The sequence below is a fragment of the Nocardia terpenica genome, from assembly GCF_013186535.1.
In the GTDB taxonomy this organism is placed as follows: domain Bacteria; phylum Actinomycetota; class Actinomycetes; order Mycobacteriales; family Mycobacteriaceae; genus Nocardia; species Nocardia terpenica.
Genome location: NZ_JABMCZ010000005.1, coordinates 1,492,080 through 1,510,344 on the forward strand (window position 1 = coordinate 1,492,080; position 18,265 = coordinate 1,510,344).

The 18,265-nt window shown below is 66.5% G+C and carries 15 protein-coding genes and 4 pseudogenes; 8 read left to right on the forward strand and 11 right to left on the reverse strand.

What is annotated here, in order from left to right:
* Window position 1: 1 nt before the first annotated feature.
* Complete coding sequence (locus HPY32_RS42690) at window positions 2-733, reverse strand: VOC family protein (RefSeq protein WP_067586292.1); 732 nt, start codon at window positions 731-733, stop codon at window positions 2-4.
* 438 nt (window positions 734-1,171) lie between these two features.
* On the opposite strand from HPY32_RS42690, the gene HPY32_RS42695 reads away from it, so the two are divergent.
* The 5 genes and pseudogenes from HPY32_RS42695 to HPY32_RS46975 form a co-directional block, all read left to right on the forward strand.
* Entirely contained in the window at window positions 1,172-2,308 is a 1,137-nt protein-coding gene (locus HPY32_RS42695; protein ID WP_067586282.1) for a cytochrome P450, read from the forward strand.
* A 97-nt stretch (window positions 2,309-2,405) separates the two neighbouring features.
* Window positions 2,406-2,978, forward strand: a complete 573-nt coding sequence (locus tag HPY32_RS42700; protein WP_067586279.1) for a TetR/AcrR family transcriptional regulator — start codon at window positions 2,406-2,408, stop codon at window positions 2,976-2,978.
* Window positions 2,979-3,065: 87 nt separating this feature from the next.
* Window positions 3,066-4,520 carry an MFS transporter gene (locus HPY32_RS42705; protein WP_082871231.1) on the forward strand — a complete coding sequence of 485 codons (1,455 nt, stop codon included), beginning with the start codon at window positions 3,066-3,068 and terminating at the stop codon, window positions 4,518-4,520.
* A 149-nt stretch (window positions 4,521-4,669) separates the two neighbouring features.
* Window positions 4,670-6,235: pseudogene (locus tag HPY32_RS42710) on the forward strand (flavin-containing monooxygenase).
* A gap of 172 nt (window positions 6,236-6,407) precedes the next feature.
* A pseudogene (locus HPY32_RS46975) lies at window positions 6,408-6,641 on the forward strand (hypothetical protein); the annotation flags it as partial.
* Between the two features lie 531 nt (window positions 6,642-7,172).
* Here the strand turns inward: HPY32_RS46975 and HPY32_RS46980 are convergent.
* The 6 genes from HPY32_RS46980 to HPY32_RS42740 form a co-directional block, all read right to left on the reverse strand.
* Window positions 7,173-7,850: a DUF8175 domain-containg protein gene (locus HPY32_RS46980; RefSeq protein WP_067586270.1), complete on the reverse strand. Its 678-nt coding sequence runs from the start codon at window positions 7,848-7,850 to the stop codon at window positions 7,173-7,175.
* Between the two features lie 110 nt (window positions 7,851-7,960).
* On the reverse strand, window positions 7,961-8,305 hold the full coding sequence (locus HPY32_RS42720) for a hypothetical protein (RefSeq protein ID WP_156674371.1): 345 nt from the start codon (window positions 8,303-8,305) through the stop codon (window positions 7,961-7,963).
* A gap of 55 nt (window positions 8,306-8,360) precedes the next feature.
* A complete protein-coding gene (locus HPY32_RS42725) occupies window positions 8,361-9,341 on the reverse strand; it encodes a cytochrome c oxidase assembly protein (RefSeq protein WP_067586264.1) in 981 nt (326 codons plus the stop codon).
* A 504-nt stretch (window positions 9,342-9,845) separates the two neighbouring features.
* Window positions 9,846-10,829 (reverse strand): NAD(P)H-dependent flavin oxidoreductase, encoded by a 984-nt coding sequence (locus tag HPY32_RS42730; protein WP_067586258.1) that lies wholly within the window; start codon window positions 10,827-10,829, stop codon window positions 9,846-9,848.
* A gap of 189 nt (window positions 10,830-11,018) precedes the next feature.
* Entirely contained in the window at window positions 11,019-11,483 is a 465-nt protein-coding gene (locus HPY32_RS42735) for a hypothetical protein (protein ID WP_197696462.1), read from the reverse strand.
* Window positions 11,484-11,713: 230 nt separating this feature from the next.
* Window positions 11,714-12,376, reverse strand: coding sequence for a nitroreductase (locus HPY32_RS42740; RefSeq protein ID WP_067586252.1), 663 nt, complete (start codon window positions 12,374-12,376; stop codon window positions 11,714-11,716).
* Window positions 12,377-12,558: 182 nt separating this feature from the next.
* On the opposite strand from HPY32_RS42740, the gene HPY32_RS42745 reads away from it, so the two are divergent.
* Both HPY32_RS42745 and HPY32_RS42750 read left to right on the forward strand, forming a co-directional pair.
* The gene (locus tag HPY32_RS42745; RefSeq protein WP_067586249.1) at window positions 12,559-12,816 is read left to right on the forward strand and encodes a hypothetical protein; all 258 of its coding nucleotides are present in this window, start codon (window positions 12,559-12,561) and stop codon (window positions 12,814-12,816) included.
* Between the two features lie 293 nt (window positions 12,817-13,109).
* The gene (locus HPY32_RS42750; protein ID WP_067586246.1) at window positions 13,110-13,643 is read left to right on the forward strand and encodes a hypothetical protein; all 534 of its coding nucleotides are present in this window, start codon (window positions 13,110-13,112) and stop codon (window positions 13,641-13,643) included.
* A 483-nt stretch (window positions 13,644-14,126) separates the two neighbouring features.
* Here HPY32_RS42750 and HPY32_RS44255 read toward each other — a convergent pair whose 3' ends face one another.
* The 4 genes and pseudogenes from HPY32_RS44255 to HPY32_RS42765 all read right to left on the reverse strand — a co-directional run bounded on the left by HPY32_RS44255 (window position 14,127) and on the right by HPY32_RS42765 (window position 17,078).
* A complete protein-coding gene (locus HPY32_RS44255) occupies window positions 14,127-15,041 on the reverse strand; it encodes a carboxylesterase family protein (protein WP_253950102.1) in 915 nt (304 codons plus the stop codon).
* Window positions 15,042-15,111: 70 nt separating this feature from the next.
* Window positions 15,112-15,588, reverse strand: a pseudogene (locus tag HPY32_RS45495) (carboxylesterase family protein); the annotation flags it as partial.
* A gap of 72 nt (window positions 15,589-15,660) precedes the next feature.
* Window positions 15,661-16,445: pseudogene (locus HPY32_RS42760) on the reverse strand (glucose 1-dehydrogenase).
* A gap of 33 nt (window positions 16,446-16,478) precedes the next feature.
* Window positions 16,479-17,078, reverse strand: a complete 600-nt coding sequence (locus tag HPY32_RS42765; protein WP_067586243.1) for an HD domain-containing protein — start codon at window positions 17,076-17,078, stop codon at window positions 16,479-16,481.
* A gap of 120 nt (window positions 17,079-17,198) precedes the next feature.
* Here HPY32_RS42765 and HPY32_RS42770 point away from each other — a divergent pair, with 120 nt between their 5' ends.
* Window positions 17,199-17,978: an IclR family transcriptional regulator gene (locus tag HPY32_RS42770; protein WP_067586239.1), complete on the forward strand. Its 780-nt coding sequence runs from the start codon at window positions 17,199-17,201 to the stop codon at window positions 17,976-17,978.
* Window positions 17,979-18,265: the final 287 nt, after the last annotated feature.

An 18,265-nucleotide genomic window follows, 5' to 3' on the forward strand; every position in this document is an offset into this window, starting at 1 on the left:
GTCACATTCCCGGGTTGGAGAACAGTTCGAAACGGTTGCCGCCGGGGTCGATGATGCGGGAGTACATCAGTCCGTCCGGGCAACCGTCGGGACCGGATTCGACTGCGCCGCCGAGCTTTTCGGCCGCCTCGCCGAGCGCGGGCACATCGTCCACGAGGTAGCAGGGAATGAAATACTCCGGGCCGTCGGGGCCGAGGTCGTACATGCCTCCGATCGGCCATTGCGGGCCGGTGAAGATGTTGTAGTACGCCTTGCCCGCGTTCTGGTCGAATTCGAAGCGCCAGCCGAATGCCTCGGTGTAGAACGATTCGACGGCGCGGGGGTCGGCGGTGCCGAGTTCGAACCACGCCATCGAACCGCGGCCAGGCGGGAACTCGATCGAGCCGAGCGGGTCGGACGACAGCGTGAAGGTATGGCCGAGCGGGTCGGCCACAACAGCGGAGTCCTCCGTCGCCGGTTCCGCGATCGACGCGCCGAGTCTCGTCAGCCGCGCGGCGTCGGAGGCGACATCGGCCGATGCGACACCGACGCGAAGATGCTCACCGCCGGAAGCGGTTTCGCTGATCGACCCCATCGGCAAGACGGCACTGTGGGCGTAGATCCGCAGATCCGGGGACAGCGGGCCGGAGACGACGGTCCAGCCGAGCAGCTGCCCATAGAACTTCTCGATCGTCGCCGGATCGGCGGTGAGGAACTCGAACCAGCAGACCTGACCGGGTGACATGGCGTTCATCCGTGTACCTCCTGAATGCTTCGTGTTCAACTCGTGTCGCCGATATCGAGTTCACGGCGCACAAAACACAAGGTAGAAAGCCAATAGGTCCTCTATGGACCTGTTTGCCCGAGATTGGCTGGATGTGGTCTTCGTCATGCCGCTCCGCGTCGACCGCAGGGATGCACACAGCCGTGGCCCACCGGGGTATGGGGGCGGTGACGTGCTGGAACCGCTCGGGCCGGAGTCCCCGGGACACGATCGACGGCATCGTCCGCGACAAGAATGCGCATGCCCTCGCGAGAACAGTGCGGCCAGGTGGATCCGGTGCACATCGAGCGGCCGATGAACCCTGCCATGCCCGGTCGGTGTGGCCGTCGGCTGTCCACGGTGTGTGCACGTGCTCGTCCGATTCTCGCGATTCGCTATCCGCCTCTATGCGAGTAAGGAGTGCGAGTGATGGATACGGCTGGCCAGGACAGCATCCCTCGTGTCCCCGGCGCCATTCCCGGCCTCGGTCATGCTCGCCGGATGCTGGGCGATCCCTCGAGGTTTCTGTCCGACCTGCCTGCCCATGGTGATGTGGTCGAGGTCCGGTTCGGCCCCGCCCCAGTCGATTTCGTCTGCGATCCCGAACTGGTGCGAACCATCCTGCTCGACGATGCCACCTTCGGCCGTGGCGGCGTGCTGTTCGACCGGGTCCGCGAGGTGACCGGTGAGGGTCTGGGCAATTGCCCGCACAGTGAGCATCGCTGGCAGCGGCGTCTGCTACAGCCGACCTTCACCGCTACCCGGGTGGCCGCCTACGCGCCGACCATGATCGAGCAGATCGGCACGATCGTCGACGGATGGGGCGACGGGCAGGTCCTCGCCGTGCTCGCCGAGATGTCGGCGATTACCTCGAAAACCCTTGTGGCCACCCTTCTTTGCGGGTCGCTCCCCGATGATGTGCTGCGCATGGCCCATCACGATCTGCAAACCGTCACCACTGGGGTCGGCCGCCGCATGATGATCCCGCCGCTGCTGGATCGACTGCCGACACGGGGCAAACGCCGCTACGACCGTGCGCGACAACGGTTACGCGACACTGTGGACGCGATCGTGGCCGATCGCCGGAACCGCGTCGGCGACGAGCTGATTTCGCTGCTGCTGGCGGCCCGCCATCCGGTATCCGGCCGACCGCTGACCGATGCCGAGATCTCCGATCAGGTCGTGTCGTTCTTCCTCGCGGGCACCGAAACCACCGCCGATACGCTGGCCTGGGCGATACATCTGGTCGCCACGCATCCGGAGGTACAGAACCGCCTGCATACCGAGGTCGATACCTACCAGGTCCATCACCGCCCCGACCGATACGAGCAGCCCGACCGCGCCGCCGCCATCGCCCGGACCAGCGTGATCCCCTTCGGCTCCGGCACCCGCAAATGCATCGGCGACGACTTCGCCATCACCGAAACCACCCTGGCACTCGCCACAATCGCCGGGCGATGGCGGCTGGAGCCGATCGCGGGCGACCGTGTCCGGCCCTCCCGCATCGGCATGCTGCGCCCACGCGGACTCCGCGTTCGAGTCCGGTCACGCTCCTCAGCCGATTGATCATGGTGCCCGAGAGTCGTCTCCCAGGGCATGTACCCTTGCACAGTACATACGTACATAATCGGCCGCGAGGACCGGTCGTGGAGCAAGGGGACCAATGCCGCCAGCCGCCCAACGTCGTCGCCGGACCGACAAGCCGCGTCGGGAAGTCATTGCGGAGGCCGCCGAGCGAGTGCTCGCGGAGCGGGGTGTGGAGGGGCTGACGCATCGGGCGGCGGCCGAAGCGGCGGGGGTGCCGTTGGGGTCTACCACCTATTACTTTGCCGATCGGGACGATCTGATTGCCGCGGCGCTCGAGCGTGCGGTCGACCGCTACGCCGGATATCTGCGGGATTGGGCGTCCGAGCACGGGAACGACACCCCGCACCAGGCGGTCGAGTCCCTGGTCGACGCGGTCATGGCCTGTTTCGGAGAGCAGCGCGAGCAGCAGACGGTGGAATTGGAGCTGTATCTCGCCGCCGCCCGCAGGCCCGCGCTGCGGGCACTGGCGGATCGGTTCACCGAATTGTCCCTGGAGGCGTTGGCCCCGTATCTGGATCCGGTCGCCTCTCGCGTGGTGATCAGTACGATGACCGGAATCATCCTGCTCGGCCTAGCCGCGCAAACCCCGCCCCATCGCGACGAAGTCGCCCAATTACTGCACTATGCAGTGCATACGAGTACGAACTGAACCGACGACGTCGGTGACTCAGGTCACATAGCTACTCGATGGCTAACCGGTCTTTGGCTGACCTAATAGCCTCCTACCTTTCGCTGCATGACAACAATCGCTGACCTCTCCGAAGACCGTGTGCAGGCCGATCCACGGCGGTGGCTGGCCTTGGCCGTGTTGTTGGCGGCGGCGTTCATGGACTCGGTCGATGTGACCGTGGTGCATATCGCGATCCCGAGCCTGCAGCACGATATCGGCGCGACGGCCGCGCAGGTGCAGTGGATCACCGGCGGCTACGCTCTGGCGTTCGCGCTGGGCCTAGTGACCGGCGGTCGGCTCGGTGACATGTTCGGCCGAAAACGGCTGTTGCTGTTCGGTATTGCCGCGTTCACTCTCACCTCGCTGCTGTGCGGCGTCGCCTCCGGTCCCGAGATGCTGCTGGCCGGTCGGGTGCTGCAGGGCGCGGCGGCGGCGATGATGGTGCCGCAGGTGCTGTCGATCGTCCACGTCAGCTTCGCCGAGCACGAGCGGGCGAAGGTGTTCGGCATTTACGGCGCGGTCATGGGCCTGGGCACCACGGCCGGTCCGCTGATCGGGGCGAGCCTGGTCGAGGGGAATCTGTTCGGCCTGCACTGGCGGCCCATCTTCCTGGTCAATCTGCCGATTGGCCTGGCCGTGTTCGTCATCGGGGCGCTGGTCGTCCGGGAGTCGAAGTCCGAGCGGGCCACGAAGCTCGATTTGCCCGGCGTCGCGCTGGTGACCGCCGGACTGTTCCTGCTCATGTTGCCGCTGACTCAGGGCCGCGAACTCGGTTGGCCCGCATGGTCGATCGCCATGCTCGCCGGTTCGGCGCCGGTGCTTGCGCTATTCGTCGCCTACGAACGGTGGCTGGACCGGCGCGGTGGTCAGCCGCTGGTGCCGCTGGCATTGTTCCGGGCGCGCAGCTTCTCCGGCGGGCTGGCCGTGCAGCTGTGCTTCGGGCTCGCCTCCGGCGTGTTCTTCCTCGCCTGGATCCTGTATCTGCAGCTCGGGCTGGGCTGGTCGCCGGTCAAGGCGGCGCTGGCCGGTCTGCCGCTGTCGATCGGACTGATCCTCGGTGCCGGTGTGTCGACCCAAATCCTGGTCCCCCGCTTCGGCCGCACCGCCCTCCAGTCCGGTGGACTGATCACCGTCGGCGGCGCACTGCTGTACCACATGCTCGTCGCACACAACGGCACCTCGATGTCGGTCGCGCAGACCGCGATTCCGGCCGTCCTCATGGGCCTGGGCTTCGGAACGATCATCGCCCCGCTCACCGACATGGCCCTCTCCGCGGTTCCGCACGACGCTGCGGGCGCGGCGTCCGGATTGTTCAACACCGTCACCCAGCTCGGCCAGGCCCTCGGCATCGCCCTCTCGTCGCTGGTGTTCTTCGGCCGTCTTGACCACGGCGACGACATGCCGACAGCCTTCGGCTATTCGCTGTGGTACGTCGCCGCCGGTTTCGTTCTGGCATTCGTGCTGCTGTTCGCGCTGCCGCGCGTCACCAAATCACCGGCGGCAGAGTCCATTCCGGCCTGACGGCTGCCAACCCCCGCTACCACCTTCATAGAGAACTTGTCTCACGGGCATGGTGTCGCCGCCTCGGATATCGGACTCCGGGCGGCGACGCCAGCTGGGCAACGAGGCGTCTTCGCACAGCTCAATCACTCGGTTCGAAGGAGGTCATCATGAATATCGACGACTTGCTGATCGATTCGATCGGCCGGGCCACCGCCTACGACGGTCCTCGCCGCACGCCCGCGGTCGGCATTATCGGTGGCGGGATGTCCGGCGTCTGCATGGCAGTCATGCTGCGCCGGAGCGGGATTCGTGACATCACCGTCTTCGAGAAGGCATCCGAGCTGGGCGGGACGTGGCGCGACAACGTCTACCCCGGCCTGTATTGCGATGTGCCCGCCCGGTTCTATCAGTACAGTTTCGCGCCGAATCCGCATTGGACGCGAGTGTTCGCCTCCGGCACCGACATTCACGCCTATCTGCGTCGCATTGCCGACAGATTCGATGTGCGCCAACATTTCCGCTTCAACACCGAAGTCACCGAGGCACGCTTCGTCGACAACCGGTGGCAGGTGCACACCGCCGACGGCGCGGTCGCGACCTTCGATTTCCTCATCGCGGCAACCGGCGTGCTCCGCGTCCCCCGATACCCGGACATCCCGGGGCTCGGCGACTTTCACGGCCCGGTAATGCACTCGGCACGATGGGACCGCGCTGCCGAGGTCGTGGGCAAGCGCGTGGCAGTGATAGGCACAGGGTCCACCGGCGTCCAGATCGCCACCGCTCTCGCCGAGACCACCGCCCGGCTGGACCTGTTTCAGCGCAGCGCCAACTGGGTTGTGACACTGCCGAATCCGCGCTACTCCGCGCTGACCCGCGCGGCACATCGCCGATGGCCGATGCTGGATCGGCTGGGCTACGACGGATATGAGCGGTTCTTCGAGTTCTTCTCCCGCGCGGTGATCCGATCCGGTTGGCGTCGAACACTTCTCAGCACGATCTGCCGTGCGAACCTGCACACCGTGGACGACTCCGATGTGCGCCGCATGCTCACTCCGGACTATAAACCGATGTGCCGCCGCCTGATCGTCTCCGGCGGATTCCTTCGTGCCGTCCGCCGTGGCACCGTGCACGTGGTCGATACCGGCATCGACCACATCGCCGAGCGCGGCGTCGTCACCACCGACGGTGTCCTGCACGAGTGCGACGCGATCGTGCTGGCCACCGGGTTCGACGCCCACGCCTACCTGCGGCCGATGCGGCTGTACGGGCGCGACGGGATCGGCCTCGACGATGCCTGGCGCGACGGGCCGCAGGCTCACCTCACCGTGGCCGTTCCCGGATTCCCGAACTTCTTCATGCTCCTGGGCCCGCACAGCCCCATCGGGAACTACTCCCTCACCGCCATCGCCGAAATGCAGGCACGGCACATCGCGGCCTGAATCGACCGCCGGCGCGACGAACTCTTCGACACCGTCTCCCCCACCCGCCGCGCCACCGACGCCTACCACGCCGGGCTCTACGCCGCCCTGCCCGAAACCATCTGGGCGACCGGATGTTCCAGCTGGTACCTCGGCAACGACGAACTCCCACAACTATGGCCCTGGACCCCCGCCGAACTCCGCACACGACTCTCGGCGGCACCCGACCTCCACGACTACGACCTCCGCCGCACCCTCATCGACACGTCGCCGTCCCCCACCCATCTCCTCGGAGTGGACGAAGATCGATCCTGATCGACGTCCGGCGCGAGGGAGACACGATGAGCGGAGGTTCGGAAATCCCGATCCGCGCTATGCGGAGGTCCCGGCCGCGATGGCGGAACCGGAGTTCGTGCACGGTGCGCGAGCCAACATGGATCTGTTCCTGCATACCTGGCGGACCGGCGAGTTGCCGATCACCGAGCAGATGAGTGGGGTCGTCGAGCTCGCCGTGGCCCGGGTCCGCGAAGGTGTCTCGCTCACAACGATTCCCGGCTACTACCGGATCGGCGCGGCCCGGAATGGTTACGGCCCGCGGTCGGCGGGTTCGTGCTCGGCGGGCTGCTGCTGGTGCTGCCGCAGATGTACGGGGTCGGGTACCGGGGCGACCCGCGCCGCGATCACCGCGATCATCGTTTTGTTCGAGCTGACCGGCGAGTACACCATCATCCTGCCGCTCATGCTCGCCATCGTCGCCGCCACCGCGGTCTCCCGAGTGCTGTCGAAGGACACCATCTACACACGCAAACTCACTAGCTGCGGCGTGGATCTCGATGCGGCACATGATAATACGGCCGACCGCATGGACGGTCTCACCGTCGCCTCGGTCATGGAACTCATGCCCGAACCCATCCCCGCCGACACTCCCCTCGACGCCGCGAGCCGGGCAGTGTGGTTGTCGGCCAACGGAATCCTGCCGGTCACCGGCCCCGACCAGCGTTACCACGGCTGCGTCACCGCTCGTGCGGTCGCCGACCTGACCGTCAGGCCACCGGAGGTCGTCGAAACATCCACTCTCCTCGAGGCTCTCGACATCCTCGCGGGTGCCGAGGGGGCCGGAGTGCCCGTCCTCTACTCCCGCGGCCATGCCGTCGTCGGCTGGCTCACCCACCGCGCCGTCCTTGCCGCACTGCAGAATCCGGCCCCGCAGCCGCCGCCTGACCCGCGAGACCGAGCCGCCGCAGCACCTCCGTTACCCTCTCGGGAGCCGGGGCCACGGCTGGAAGCCGTCCAGGCCCGGCAGCGGCGTCACCGATCCGCCGTTGGCGGGGAGTTCGGCCTTCCAGTCCGCTCCCACCCACTTCTCGGTGGCATGTACCGATCGCAATCGCCCGTCGCCGTCTTGCAGGGCCAGATCCGCCACCGCGCGGTCCGGGTTGAAAGACACCCAGCGGAATCCGGCGAACAATGGGAGTTCGCCCTCGGAGTCGAATCCCGTCGGCACTCGCCGGTCCGGCGCCCGGTCGGCCGGCGCCACCACGGCCATGGCACGGGCCTCGGAAACCCAAGCGGTGCCGCCGATACCGGCCAGCCGCGCCTGGTGCTGCATCATGGCCACGACCGCGCCTTCGGGAGTGTGACTGAATCCCGTGGCGACATCACCCTGGACTCGGGTCGGGCCCCAGCGCGGCGAGGCGGGCAGCCCGGTCCCGTGCCAATGCTGCCAGGTGATCCAGGGTGCCATCACCAACGCCAGCGGCACGGTATCACCCGCAGTCGCGGAATCCAGCGCCCTGGAAGCGGGCGCTGCCCGCTGCCCGGTGGCCGTCGGCGACGAGCAGGCCGCCACCGGCATCGTGAACACGATAACCGTTGCGAGGCAGCCGAATACCGATCGTGACAGCCGGGTCCGGTCGGGTGAACCGGTCATCGCAGTTCTCCGTTCTGCCCGCCGTCGCGGTGCGGGCCGTTGTGCCCGTGCGGGCGTGGGGCTTCGCCAATTCGTCGGTAGGACACCGATTTCGGGCGCACCGGCGTCGGTCATGATTCGTGGCGTCGTTTGCCGCGTCGGCGGCGATGCTGCCCGCCGTCGATGGTGGACAGGTCGTGCCGGGTGAGAACGAGCATCGCCGAGCCGGTGTCTCGGATGAGCATGTCGAGTTCGTCGAGGATCATGCCGACACCGTCACCGGCTGCCCGGACCTGTTCGGGGGTTGCGTCGAGGTGATCGAAGACGACGCGCAGGGTGTACAGCTGCAACCCGACATCGAACAAGTGGCGCACCAGGCGGTCGCTCGAGGCGGCGAACGCGGCATGATCGCCCCGCGCCATGGCGGCGGGGTCGAAGAACGGGTAAGGCGGCGTGGGTGACGGAGGGTCGTTCATATCGCCTTCCTGGTCGATGGGTGAGTATCCGAGGCTGCGACACCGGCGAAACCGGTCATCGAGGGTCCGTGTCGCGGCCGCCGTCGTGGTGGGGCCGGTCGCGGCTGTGCAGGTCGGCCAGCCGGGCGTTGTAGGCGTCCAGGGCCGCCTGTTCGTCGTCGATATCGGTGGTGTCCGTGGCGAATTCGCCGAGGGTGGCGCGGCGGCGGACATCGTCGAGCCATGGGCCGAAACTGCGGTCGCCGGATCGGATCCATTGCCCGGCAACGATGATCATCAACAGCATCATCAGGCCGTCGCCACCGACCCACATGATCACCCCCGCCGCGCTCTGGTCGCCGAGCGCATCCGGACCCCAGGTGCGGGAGGCGGCGTAGGCGGGCGCGAGCACGCTCGACGACATCATCAGCGTGACACCGACCAGCGTGTCCGGACCCATACAGACGGCGAGCACCAGCAGCCGCAGCGAATACGGCCACGGCGGCTCGACGGTGAGCTCCCCGCCCGCGAGGGGAAGCAGCAGCAGGTACCCGCTGAGGAAATACAGCAGCAGCTCCGCGTCGTGGATCCACATGTGCGTCGCCATCGCCTGCTGGAAACCGGTCAGATGCGTCAGCACGATCACCGCGCTGTACAGCGGCACCGTGAACCACGCCGAGACCAGAAACCGCACCGGCGTCCGGGTCCGCACGCGATCGACGACCGAGCGGGCCCGCGCGCCCATGGCGTCGTAGCCCAGCCGGATCGGCTGCGCCCAGACCAGCAGCGCGGGCACGACCATGATCATCATCAGGTGCACCACCATGTGCGCGGTGAACAGGTGATGCGCATACCGCGCCAGCGCGCTGTCGAGGGTCACGACCAGGCCCACCAGCCCCGCATACCAGCAGACGACGCGGATCGTCGGCCACGGCTCGCGCCGCCGGTGCACCAGCCATCCGTAACCTGCCGCGCCTACGACCAGCAGCGCATCCACCACCGGCGAAAACGTCCACGCCGTGAGCACACTGCCCCAGTTCGGCGGAGTATCGCCCATCGCAACCCACATTAGAGCATTATGCAACAATTGCTCTCTGCATGCATCTGGGGTCCGCGCCGATCGAATGATGCAAAGGGAAACTGCTGCAGAGAGCTCGTTTTCAGGTAGCCATGGGCATACGCCCAAGCGATCCGGGGTGGGGTGAGCCGTCGGTGAGGGGCTGCGCATAGTGACATCCGCGGAACAGGGCCGTCGCTGCGGATGGCGCGCGGGCTCGGCGCGGACGGGCTCGACGGCGCACTCGCGCGGCCCGGTCCCGCCGGAATCGCCGAGCTACTCGGCGCCCCGACCACGTACACCGTGACCGATCCCGACACTCGCGTCTTCAGCGAAATGCTGCTGGCGGCAACGCGATACGAACGCCTGCGCGACTATCGGTTGATGCCCTTGGTCTTCCGCCCTGAATGGTCCGATGCCCCACCTCGGCCAGCTCGACGGCATCCTTGACAGCAAGCCGGGCTGAGGCGTTCCACCACCATGCCTCGTCACCGGCCTGATCGGTCAGCGTCCGGCCAGTTCAGCCACGGCTTGTTTCGCCGGAATCACCCGATCCATCCGCAGCGCGGAGTCGCCCGCATACAGCGCAGCATGGTCGACCCACTGCTCCGGCATGCCCTCCACCGGCACCGCGGGGCTGAACAACGGGAGCCAAGGTCGCTGTTTGGCCAGAACCGATCCCGCGCTGCTTTCGGGCACCACCCGCGCCAGCGGACCACTACAGGCATTGATCAACGAGGGCAATCGCCGCGCGGCCCCATCGGGGCGGCACCAGCGTTCGGTGACCGGAGTCGGAACGACCCGATGCCGAGCCGGCCACCCCAGGCCGAACAGCGTCGTCTCCAGTGTCTTCTCGGCAGCGAGCACGCGACGTTTGTATTCGCGGTGCGCTCCGGACTCCTCGGTCAACACGAACCGGGTTCCTGCGACCACGCCCGCAGCACCCTCGGCCAACGCGGCAGCGGTATCGGTTGCGTTGGCAATCCCTCCAGCCAGCAGCACCGGACGAGAGCCCGCGATCGGCAGCACCCGCGGCAGGAACTCCAGCGCTGCAACGGTTCCCACCAGATGTCCGCCCGCCTCGCGGCCCTGGGCAATCAGCCCGTCGGCACCCCACGCCACCGCGGCGCGAGCCTGCTCCTCGGTGCCAACCAACACGAGAACGAACGCGCCAGCCTCTCGCAGTTCCTGCACGACGGCGCGGTTGCCACCGAAAGCGAGCACCACGACATCGACGTGCTCCTCCAGACAGACCCGGACATGGTGCCGGCGGGCGAAAGGCATCAACAGATTGACCGACACCGCTCGATCGACGGCCTCCTCACGGACTCTGCCGATCGCCGCGCGCAACTCGTCTGGTGGCAGCAGACCGATAGTTCCCAGCCCGCCCGCGCTGGCCACCGCCGCGGCCAACCGGCCGCCAGCGATGTTGCCCATGCCCGCCTGCACGACCGGAACGTCCAACCGAAACCTGTCGAGAATATCCACGAAGCAGACCCTAACGGCTATCGACCAACCAGCAGCGTCGCAGCCGAATCCAAGTTCTGACCTGGGTGCGGCTCCGCTGGAGGGGCGGTTGATCGTGCCGTCAGGACCTGACCCCAGCGAATGAGGCCGCTTGTTCGCCATTGCCCAGCAACGGATTCGAGGAGTCTTGTCGGCCGAGGGGTCGACCGGCTATGTAGCCGGTGTGGATATGGCCGGGGCGATACCGTCGCGGGTGCGGTGGCGATGGTAGGAGATGGCTACCGCGGCCAGCAGTGGTCCCCATGCGGCCAGGGGTAGGTAGCAGAGTGTGAAGATCACCCGCTGGGCCGGGCCGCCCATTTCGGTGGAGGACGGGTCGGCGAGCATCGTGTAGCAGTTGTAGGCGAAGGTGAGGCCACCGGCGGTGGCCAGCACCGCGCCGACCAGAGCCGGTACGACGACGGCCAGTGGGCGGACCGGTCGGCCACCCAGCGCCGGAATCCAGTGCGGCACAACCTCACCCCATGGACTCACCAGGCCGATGGTCAGGAACGCCAATGCCTCGAGCACGATCATGATCGCGATGATGTATCCCCGTGCCCACCAGGGCAGATTCGTCGCCTCGCCAAGGGGAAGCCCCAATACCGCGCCGAGCCGCCACAAGGTGAACGGCAAAACGGCCACCGGCACGAGACGGGCAGCGATGACTGCCCAGCGCGGCGCGCCTGGGGACACACGGAACAACGGATGGTCTACCGATTTGTCAAGCACTAGCCGAATGCTGCCCGCCGACGCGGAAAACCACATCCCCATCAAGGCTTACTTTTGTACGGCTCGAGGCGGAGGCGGGTCCTCCGGTGAGAGTTCATATCAGTCCATGAAGTGGAAGGCTCTGGGGTGGCGGTTCATTCGAGGAACGTCACGGTCTCGGACAGGGGAGCTCGGGGTAGGTAGGGGTGAGTGGCGGTGGGGTGGGCGAAGCCTATGGACATACCGCAGAACAGGATCTGCTCCGCTGGCGGTGCGATCACCTCATCGACCGTGTGGTGATACTCCGCCCACGCGATTTGGGTGCAGCTGTGTAGTCCTTCGGACCGCAACAGCAACATCACCGTCTGTAGGTACATACCCGTGTCCGCCCACTGCGGCGGGGGCATGTCTCGGTCCAGATAGCAGAACAGCGCGGTAGAAGCTCCGAAACAGTTCCAGTTCTCGGCCCGGACCCGAGCGCGAGATTCGGTGTCGTCGTGAGCGATACCGAGCGCACCGTATCGACGAGATCCCATATCCGCGAGACGTTCCCGATAGGGCGAAGCCATGTTCGGTGGGTAGTACGCGAACTCCGGCTCGTCGCCACGGTCACCGATGGCCACCCGCTCGGCGATGCGCTTCTTCAACTCCACCAGCCGATCACCGGTCACAACGTAGATATGCCACGGCTGCAGATTGCCGCCCGACGGCGTGCGAGCGGCCGCTGTCAGTACCCTGTCCAGCACATCGCGCGCCACCGGTCGATCGGTGAACGTACGAATAGACTGCCTACTCGCTACTGCCTCATAAACATCCACGCCACGATCGTATTGAGGGCATCTCCGGTATCAACGTGATCCATCCCTCAGACACCGAGATTGCCTGCACAATCGATGTTTTGCGCGGTTAACTGCGAACCTGTCGGTGATCTGCCGCAGGGAGCGTCGGGGGATGAGATCGGCGCGATACAGCATCAGCGCCCGACGCCCAGGAGGCTTACGTGGGGGACGCCGATCCCCGCAACGGCTACTTCGAAGCTCGATACCCGATCGGCCCCGAGAAGTACGCGACCGTCAAGGACGACAACCGCAAGGTCAAGCGATTCACAAGTAAGCGAGCCGCCGAGAACGCCGCCGCTGCAGTAGACATCGAGTACGCCAGCGGCGCCGTGGCCATCTCGACCGCCATCGCCTCGGCCAGCACCGCATCCACGCGGAAATCCGGCGGGTTGACGTTCTATGACTACGGGCCCGGTTGACGGAGTGTCATGGATATGCACCTGCTCCTCGGCCGCGGCTCAGCGCTGGGCGAAAACCGGTGTGGCGAACGAGGACTCGGTGTCTCTACGGCTGCGTCGATGGCCGATCATGGCACTGTGGATCATTTTCTGCGTCCGGTCGCCGCGGCAGGTAGTACGCCTGAAGTCGGACGCTATGCCCTCCGGTGTGCGTCCACGGACTGATACGTATCGCTCCGGGGGCGGATGTGGCGAATGACGGTGCGTGACAGCCTCGGAGAGGTCGGTACAAACCTCGCCCAGGAGGCTGCCTCGTGTCCATCGGCGCGCTGCCACCCGCTCTTTTGCCTCTGGCGACCGCATCGCCTGTCCCCCCGTGGGCCCGGCGCGCCGCCGCCGCGACCTTGTGGATATGCCTGCCCTCCTCCCTATGGCGTCTCGCCGTGGTGATCGGCATCCCGCTCGGCCTCGGAGAGGGCGAATACGCCACGATGCTGATACCTGGATGGGGCTATCTCGTCCTACCGCTGTTGTCCGCATTCCAAGAGGCACTGGCCTGGCTGACCTTGGGTCTGGTTCAGTCGTGGGGCGAGGTGTGGCCGCGTTGGATTCCACGACTGCGCGGACGCCCCATTCCCGTGCCTGTCGCGGTTATCCCTGCGGCGCTGGGTGCGCTCGCCTGCACCATCTACGGCGTGCTTTTCGTCTGGACGACGCTGCACGCCCACATGGAGATCACGACCTGGGGAGAGTGGCTGATGAACATTTGCTACATCCCGCTGATGGCATGGGGACCTCTGCTGGGCATCGTCACCATCCACTACTACCGACGTCGTACCCGTGGCTGATCCGTTGCTGGGCAACGGCGAACGATGCCGAGTCGTGCCCGACTCCGACCAAGTCCCGGTTCGGGCCGCTGCGCCGCCCAACGCCGCGAACCGCCGCGTCCGTCCCGAACACCAGCAACGCTGGGGCAGACTACGAACTCGTGCCGCTTGACCAGTATGAATTCGTGGACACCGCACTAAGAATCGCGGATCGCTTCCCGGACACGAACTCGGCGTACTCCGGCCGCCACCACTCGCGGAACTCCGGGGCATCGGCGAACCTCAACGCCAGGTGCCGCACATACCGGCACGGCGCCAACCGCTACGACGTGGGCAGCCATCAAACGCCTCCCCCGGCTACCCACCGGCCAGACCCGAAAGGGTGACCTGGCCATTTCTGGATCACACCGCCGACTGGTCCCAGACCCCGCAGGACCACACCCGCGGCGAGTCGGCCGCATCTCGAACCGAACAGGGACCTGGGTGTGCGGCAGACGCGGCGACTCAGGGTTCGGTAGCGAAAGGTAGTGGTGCGCAAGGCAGGTGGTGTTGCCAGAGGAGCAGAGATCGGGTTTCGGGATAGGGGCCGGTATGGGCGCCGTCGTTGTCGTACAGCCGTGTCGGTCGGCTGCCTTCATCGTAGACCGGCCAACCGGGATCTCCGTTGCGTGCGAACGCAATCCATGATGCTTGTATATCCGATGCCAGCGCCCACGCCTCGGCGGCGGGCGGATCGCCGTAGAACTGTGTCGACGCCGCGAAAGTTCCGAAGACGAGGGCGATATCGCCGTTGTGGCCGGCGGCGATCGGTGTCCGATCGTATCGCAGCTCGTACAGGTGAGTTCGGCCGCCGGCGGCGGTATGTGCTTGCGCCGCATGCACTGTGGGTATTCTCGTCAGCCGATCCGATAGTACGATCTCGTGGAGCTGGCGGTCATCGACGTGCGGATATGCCCGCCGGTATCGTTCCGGGTCACCGCCCGGGGAGAGGTCGCGCAGCACCCGCTCGGTCAGATCCGGGGTGACCGGAGGAGTGCCTGGTACGTGGAGAAAGGTCCGCCATTCGTCGCGGGTGTGACCGACCAGCAGATCGATCTCGCGGCCCGCGCCGTCGGCGAGCGCCGCACAGGGGGACTGCGGCAGCACCTCGCCGTCGACAACCGGTTGGAACAGCGACATCCAGGCGAAGTGTCGGCCTTCACCCCACCAGTGGGCGAGGGGTGCGGACTGCACCGCGGAGGTGGCCTCGACGAGTTGTCGCGGTGTGCGCTGTGCCAGAGCCGCGGCCGTCGGCTCGGCACCGGCGGTTTCGGCGATCGCGGCGCTGACGGCGTCGGCAAGTTCCGGACTGAACGGACGTGGCGTCGGACTTTGCGCGATCACCCTGGTGAACAGGCCCCGCGCGGCAGGCATCGTCATCAACGCCAGGGACGAGCCACCCCCCCGCGGATTGGCCGAAAACGGTGACGTTGTTCGGATCACCACCGAAGGAGGCGATATTGCGTTGGACCCAAGCCAGTGCGGCGGTCTGATCGAGCAGACCTCGATTGTCGGGCGCACCCGCGATCCGGGCGAAACCCTCGACACCGAGGCGGTAGTTGACCGTGACGACGACAACGCCACGCGCGGCCAGCGCTGAACCGTCGTACAACGGCACGGCCGACCACCCGATATTGTTGCCGCCGCCGTGAATCCACACCATGACGGGCAGAGCGTCCGCGTCGGCGGGTGTCCAGACATTGAGTGTCAGCCACTGATCCGGATCGTCGAATCCCTCGGTGGGCAGCGCGGGAAACCCGAACAGAGTCGGTTGCGGGGCCGGCGGACCGAACCGCACCGCCTCCCGGACCCCCGTCCAGGGGAGGGGGTGCTGTGGTGCCGCGAACCGCCAGCGGCCCACGGGTGGCTGGGCATAGGGGATACCGCGAAACACGGCCACCCCGTTGACGCGTGTGCCGCGGAGCACGCCTTCGGTGGTTCGCGCGTGTGGCCGGGTGGCAGGCGTGGGTTTGATCGTTTGCCCCTTCCGAATTCGGTTTCATCGAGCAGGCAGTGCGGGCGCGTGGACCAGGCCACCGTCGACCACGAATTCCGAGCCGGTGCTGTATCCGGCGTCGTCGGAGGCCAGGAACAGGACCATGCGTGTGACTTCGTCCTCGCGGCCGGGACGGGCTATGGCCAGCCGCTGGTAGAACGGCGTGGTCGGGGCCGGGGCGTCGGCGGTGTCGGGGATGCCGACCCACGTGTCGGTCATAGGGGCGTCGATGAATCCGGGGTGGACCGAGTTGACGCGGATACCATAGCGGCCCAGTTCATTTGCCGCCGCCTTGGTCAGACCGCGGACCGCCCATTTGCTGGCGTTGTAAGCGCTGCGCAGCGGCGGCCCGGCGGTCAGGCCGCCGACCGATGAGATGTTGACGATCGCGCCGCCGCCCCGGCGCGCATGGACCCGACGACGACGCGGATGCCGAGGTAGGTGCCGGTCAGATTGATATCGACGACCCTCTTCCAGGCGGCGGGGTCACCGTCTTCGATCGCGGCCGGCGCGCCGCTGATACCGGCATTGTTGACCAGTACCGACACCGGCCCGAAGCTGTCCTCGGCGGCATCGATCGCATAGGCCCAGTCCTGTTCGCTGGTCACGTCGTGTGGGACGAACAGCGCCTGTTTGCCGAGTTGAGCGGCCAGTTCCCGGCCTTCGGTCTCGAGAATGTCGGAGATGACCACATTCGCGCCCTCGCCCACGAACCCGCGGGCGTGGCTGGCACCAAGGCCCCGCGCTCCGCCGGTAATGAGAACCGTCTGATCGGTGAAACGTTTCATCGCTACGCTTCTTTCGTCCATCTGGTTTGTGACTTACTCCGTGAACGGCGGATTTCCGATATCGGGTCCCATGTACCCGCCGTTGACCCACCAGGCGACCCGGGACTCCGGTTTACGCTCGGCCTGGTCGAAACACGCGCGGCGCAACCATTCTCGGAATCCCAAACGAGGCCAGTTCTCCACGACCTTGTCGAGAAGTCGGGGGTCGATCTCGTCGACGCGAAACCCATGGGTGTCCAGACCGGTTCCCATAGCCGTCAGCACAACCTCCGGGCGCGGGTCGTTCACGGCGGCGACACCATCCAGATGCAGGGCTATCGCATCCTTCACCAGCGTCGCCCGCTCCGGCGGGCAACCCTGCTCGATCAGGAACGATTCGGCGGCGGCCGCACCCTGCACCTCGAATCCGGCAGGCCCGTCGTATCTTTCGGTCAGGCCGAGATCGTGGAGCGTGGCGCAGATATAGAGCGTTTCTCGGTCGACCTTCCATCCGCGCCGCTTTCCCAGCGCCCATCCGAATTGATAGGTGCGCCGACAGTGATTCACCAACACCTGCGGAGCCGCCGCGGCGAGTAAATCCGTAACCGCCTCTGCCAGTGCCGAATCGGGTACGGCCACCGCATCCGATGCCATCGAATTTCCTTTCTCCGGGAAATATCCTCGACGTCCCTCGCGGGTCTAAAGTAGCCGCCTGATCCAGGTTTACACAATGTGATCAACTCCTACATAATTACGTAAAAAGCAAGGAGCGGAATGAGCCGAGAATCCGGACAACCACGTCGGCGGCGACGTCCCCATCACCGCACCCTCGATCGCGCGGCGGCGATCCTCGATACCGTCGCGCTCGAGCGCGCTCCCATCGGGCTGACCGACCTGGCCGTGCGGCTCGGCGCGCCGGTTTCCTCCATCCAAAGCCTGGTCAACGGTCTGGTCGCCGTCGGTTACCTCACCGAGGAAAACCGCCGCTACACCCTGGGACCGGCACCGTTCGTCCTCGCCCTGCGCGCCGGGCACCGGCCGCTGGAAACCGTCCACCACGCCGATCTCGTCGCACTGCACGAGGTGACCGGTCTGGCCGTCGTACTGGCGATCCGCGTCGGCGACTCCGCCATCTCCATCGACGCCACCGACACCGGCGACCACAGCGTGATCAGCTACCTGGCCGAGCGGCACCTTCGGCTCCCGCTGCACACCATCGCCATCGGGCGAGTCCTGCTGGCACACCTGCCCCGAGACGAACGCCTCGACTACGTCACCGGTGTCGAGTCGGCCGACCATCGAGAGGCATTCGCCCTGATCACCGAGCTCGACGCCATCCGCCGCGACGGCTACTACTGCGGTCCCAGCGGCCCCTTGTTCGACAACATCGCCGTCGTAGCCGCACCCGTCCACGAACATGGCAGCGTCGTCGCCGCTGTCTCCCTGGTCGGCCCCCACGACCGAGTCGACCCCCACAAAGCGACCTTGCCCACCCTGCTCACCGACACCATCCGGCGCTGGTCGACCCGATCGTCCGGCGCGCTCGACACCTGAACCGCTGTGACAGCATTCGGCGAGTGGCCGTGATCGAAGGCACCGAACACGGCGGCTCGCAGCCCAGAGGAGCGGGCCGGACGTCAGTTGTGTTCGGCAGCAACCATTCCCACGCGCGGTTTCCATGAGAGGTAGTCGGCAGAATCGGCGCCGCTTCGCTCAGCGTCTCAGCACTTACCCCGCCAACGACCGAACTACCTCGGCAGGGTCGTCGGCATAACGGAAGGCCACCTACACGACATCGACGGTGACCGACGGCAAGACCCAGGGCAGCGGCGCACCTCTGG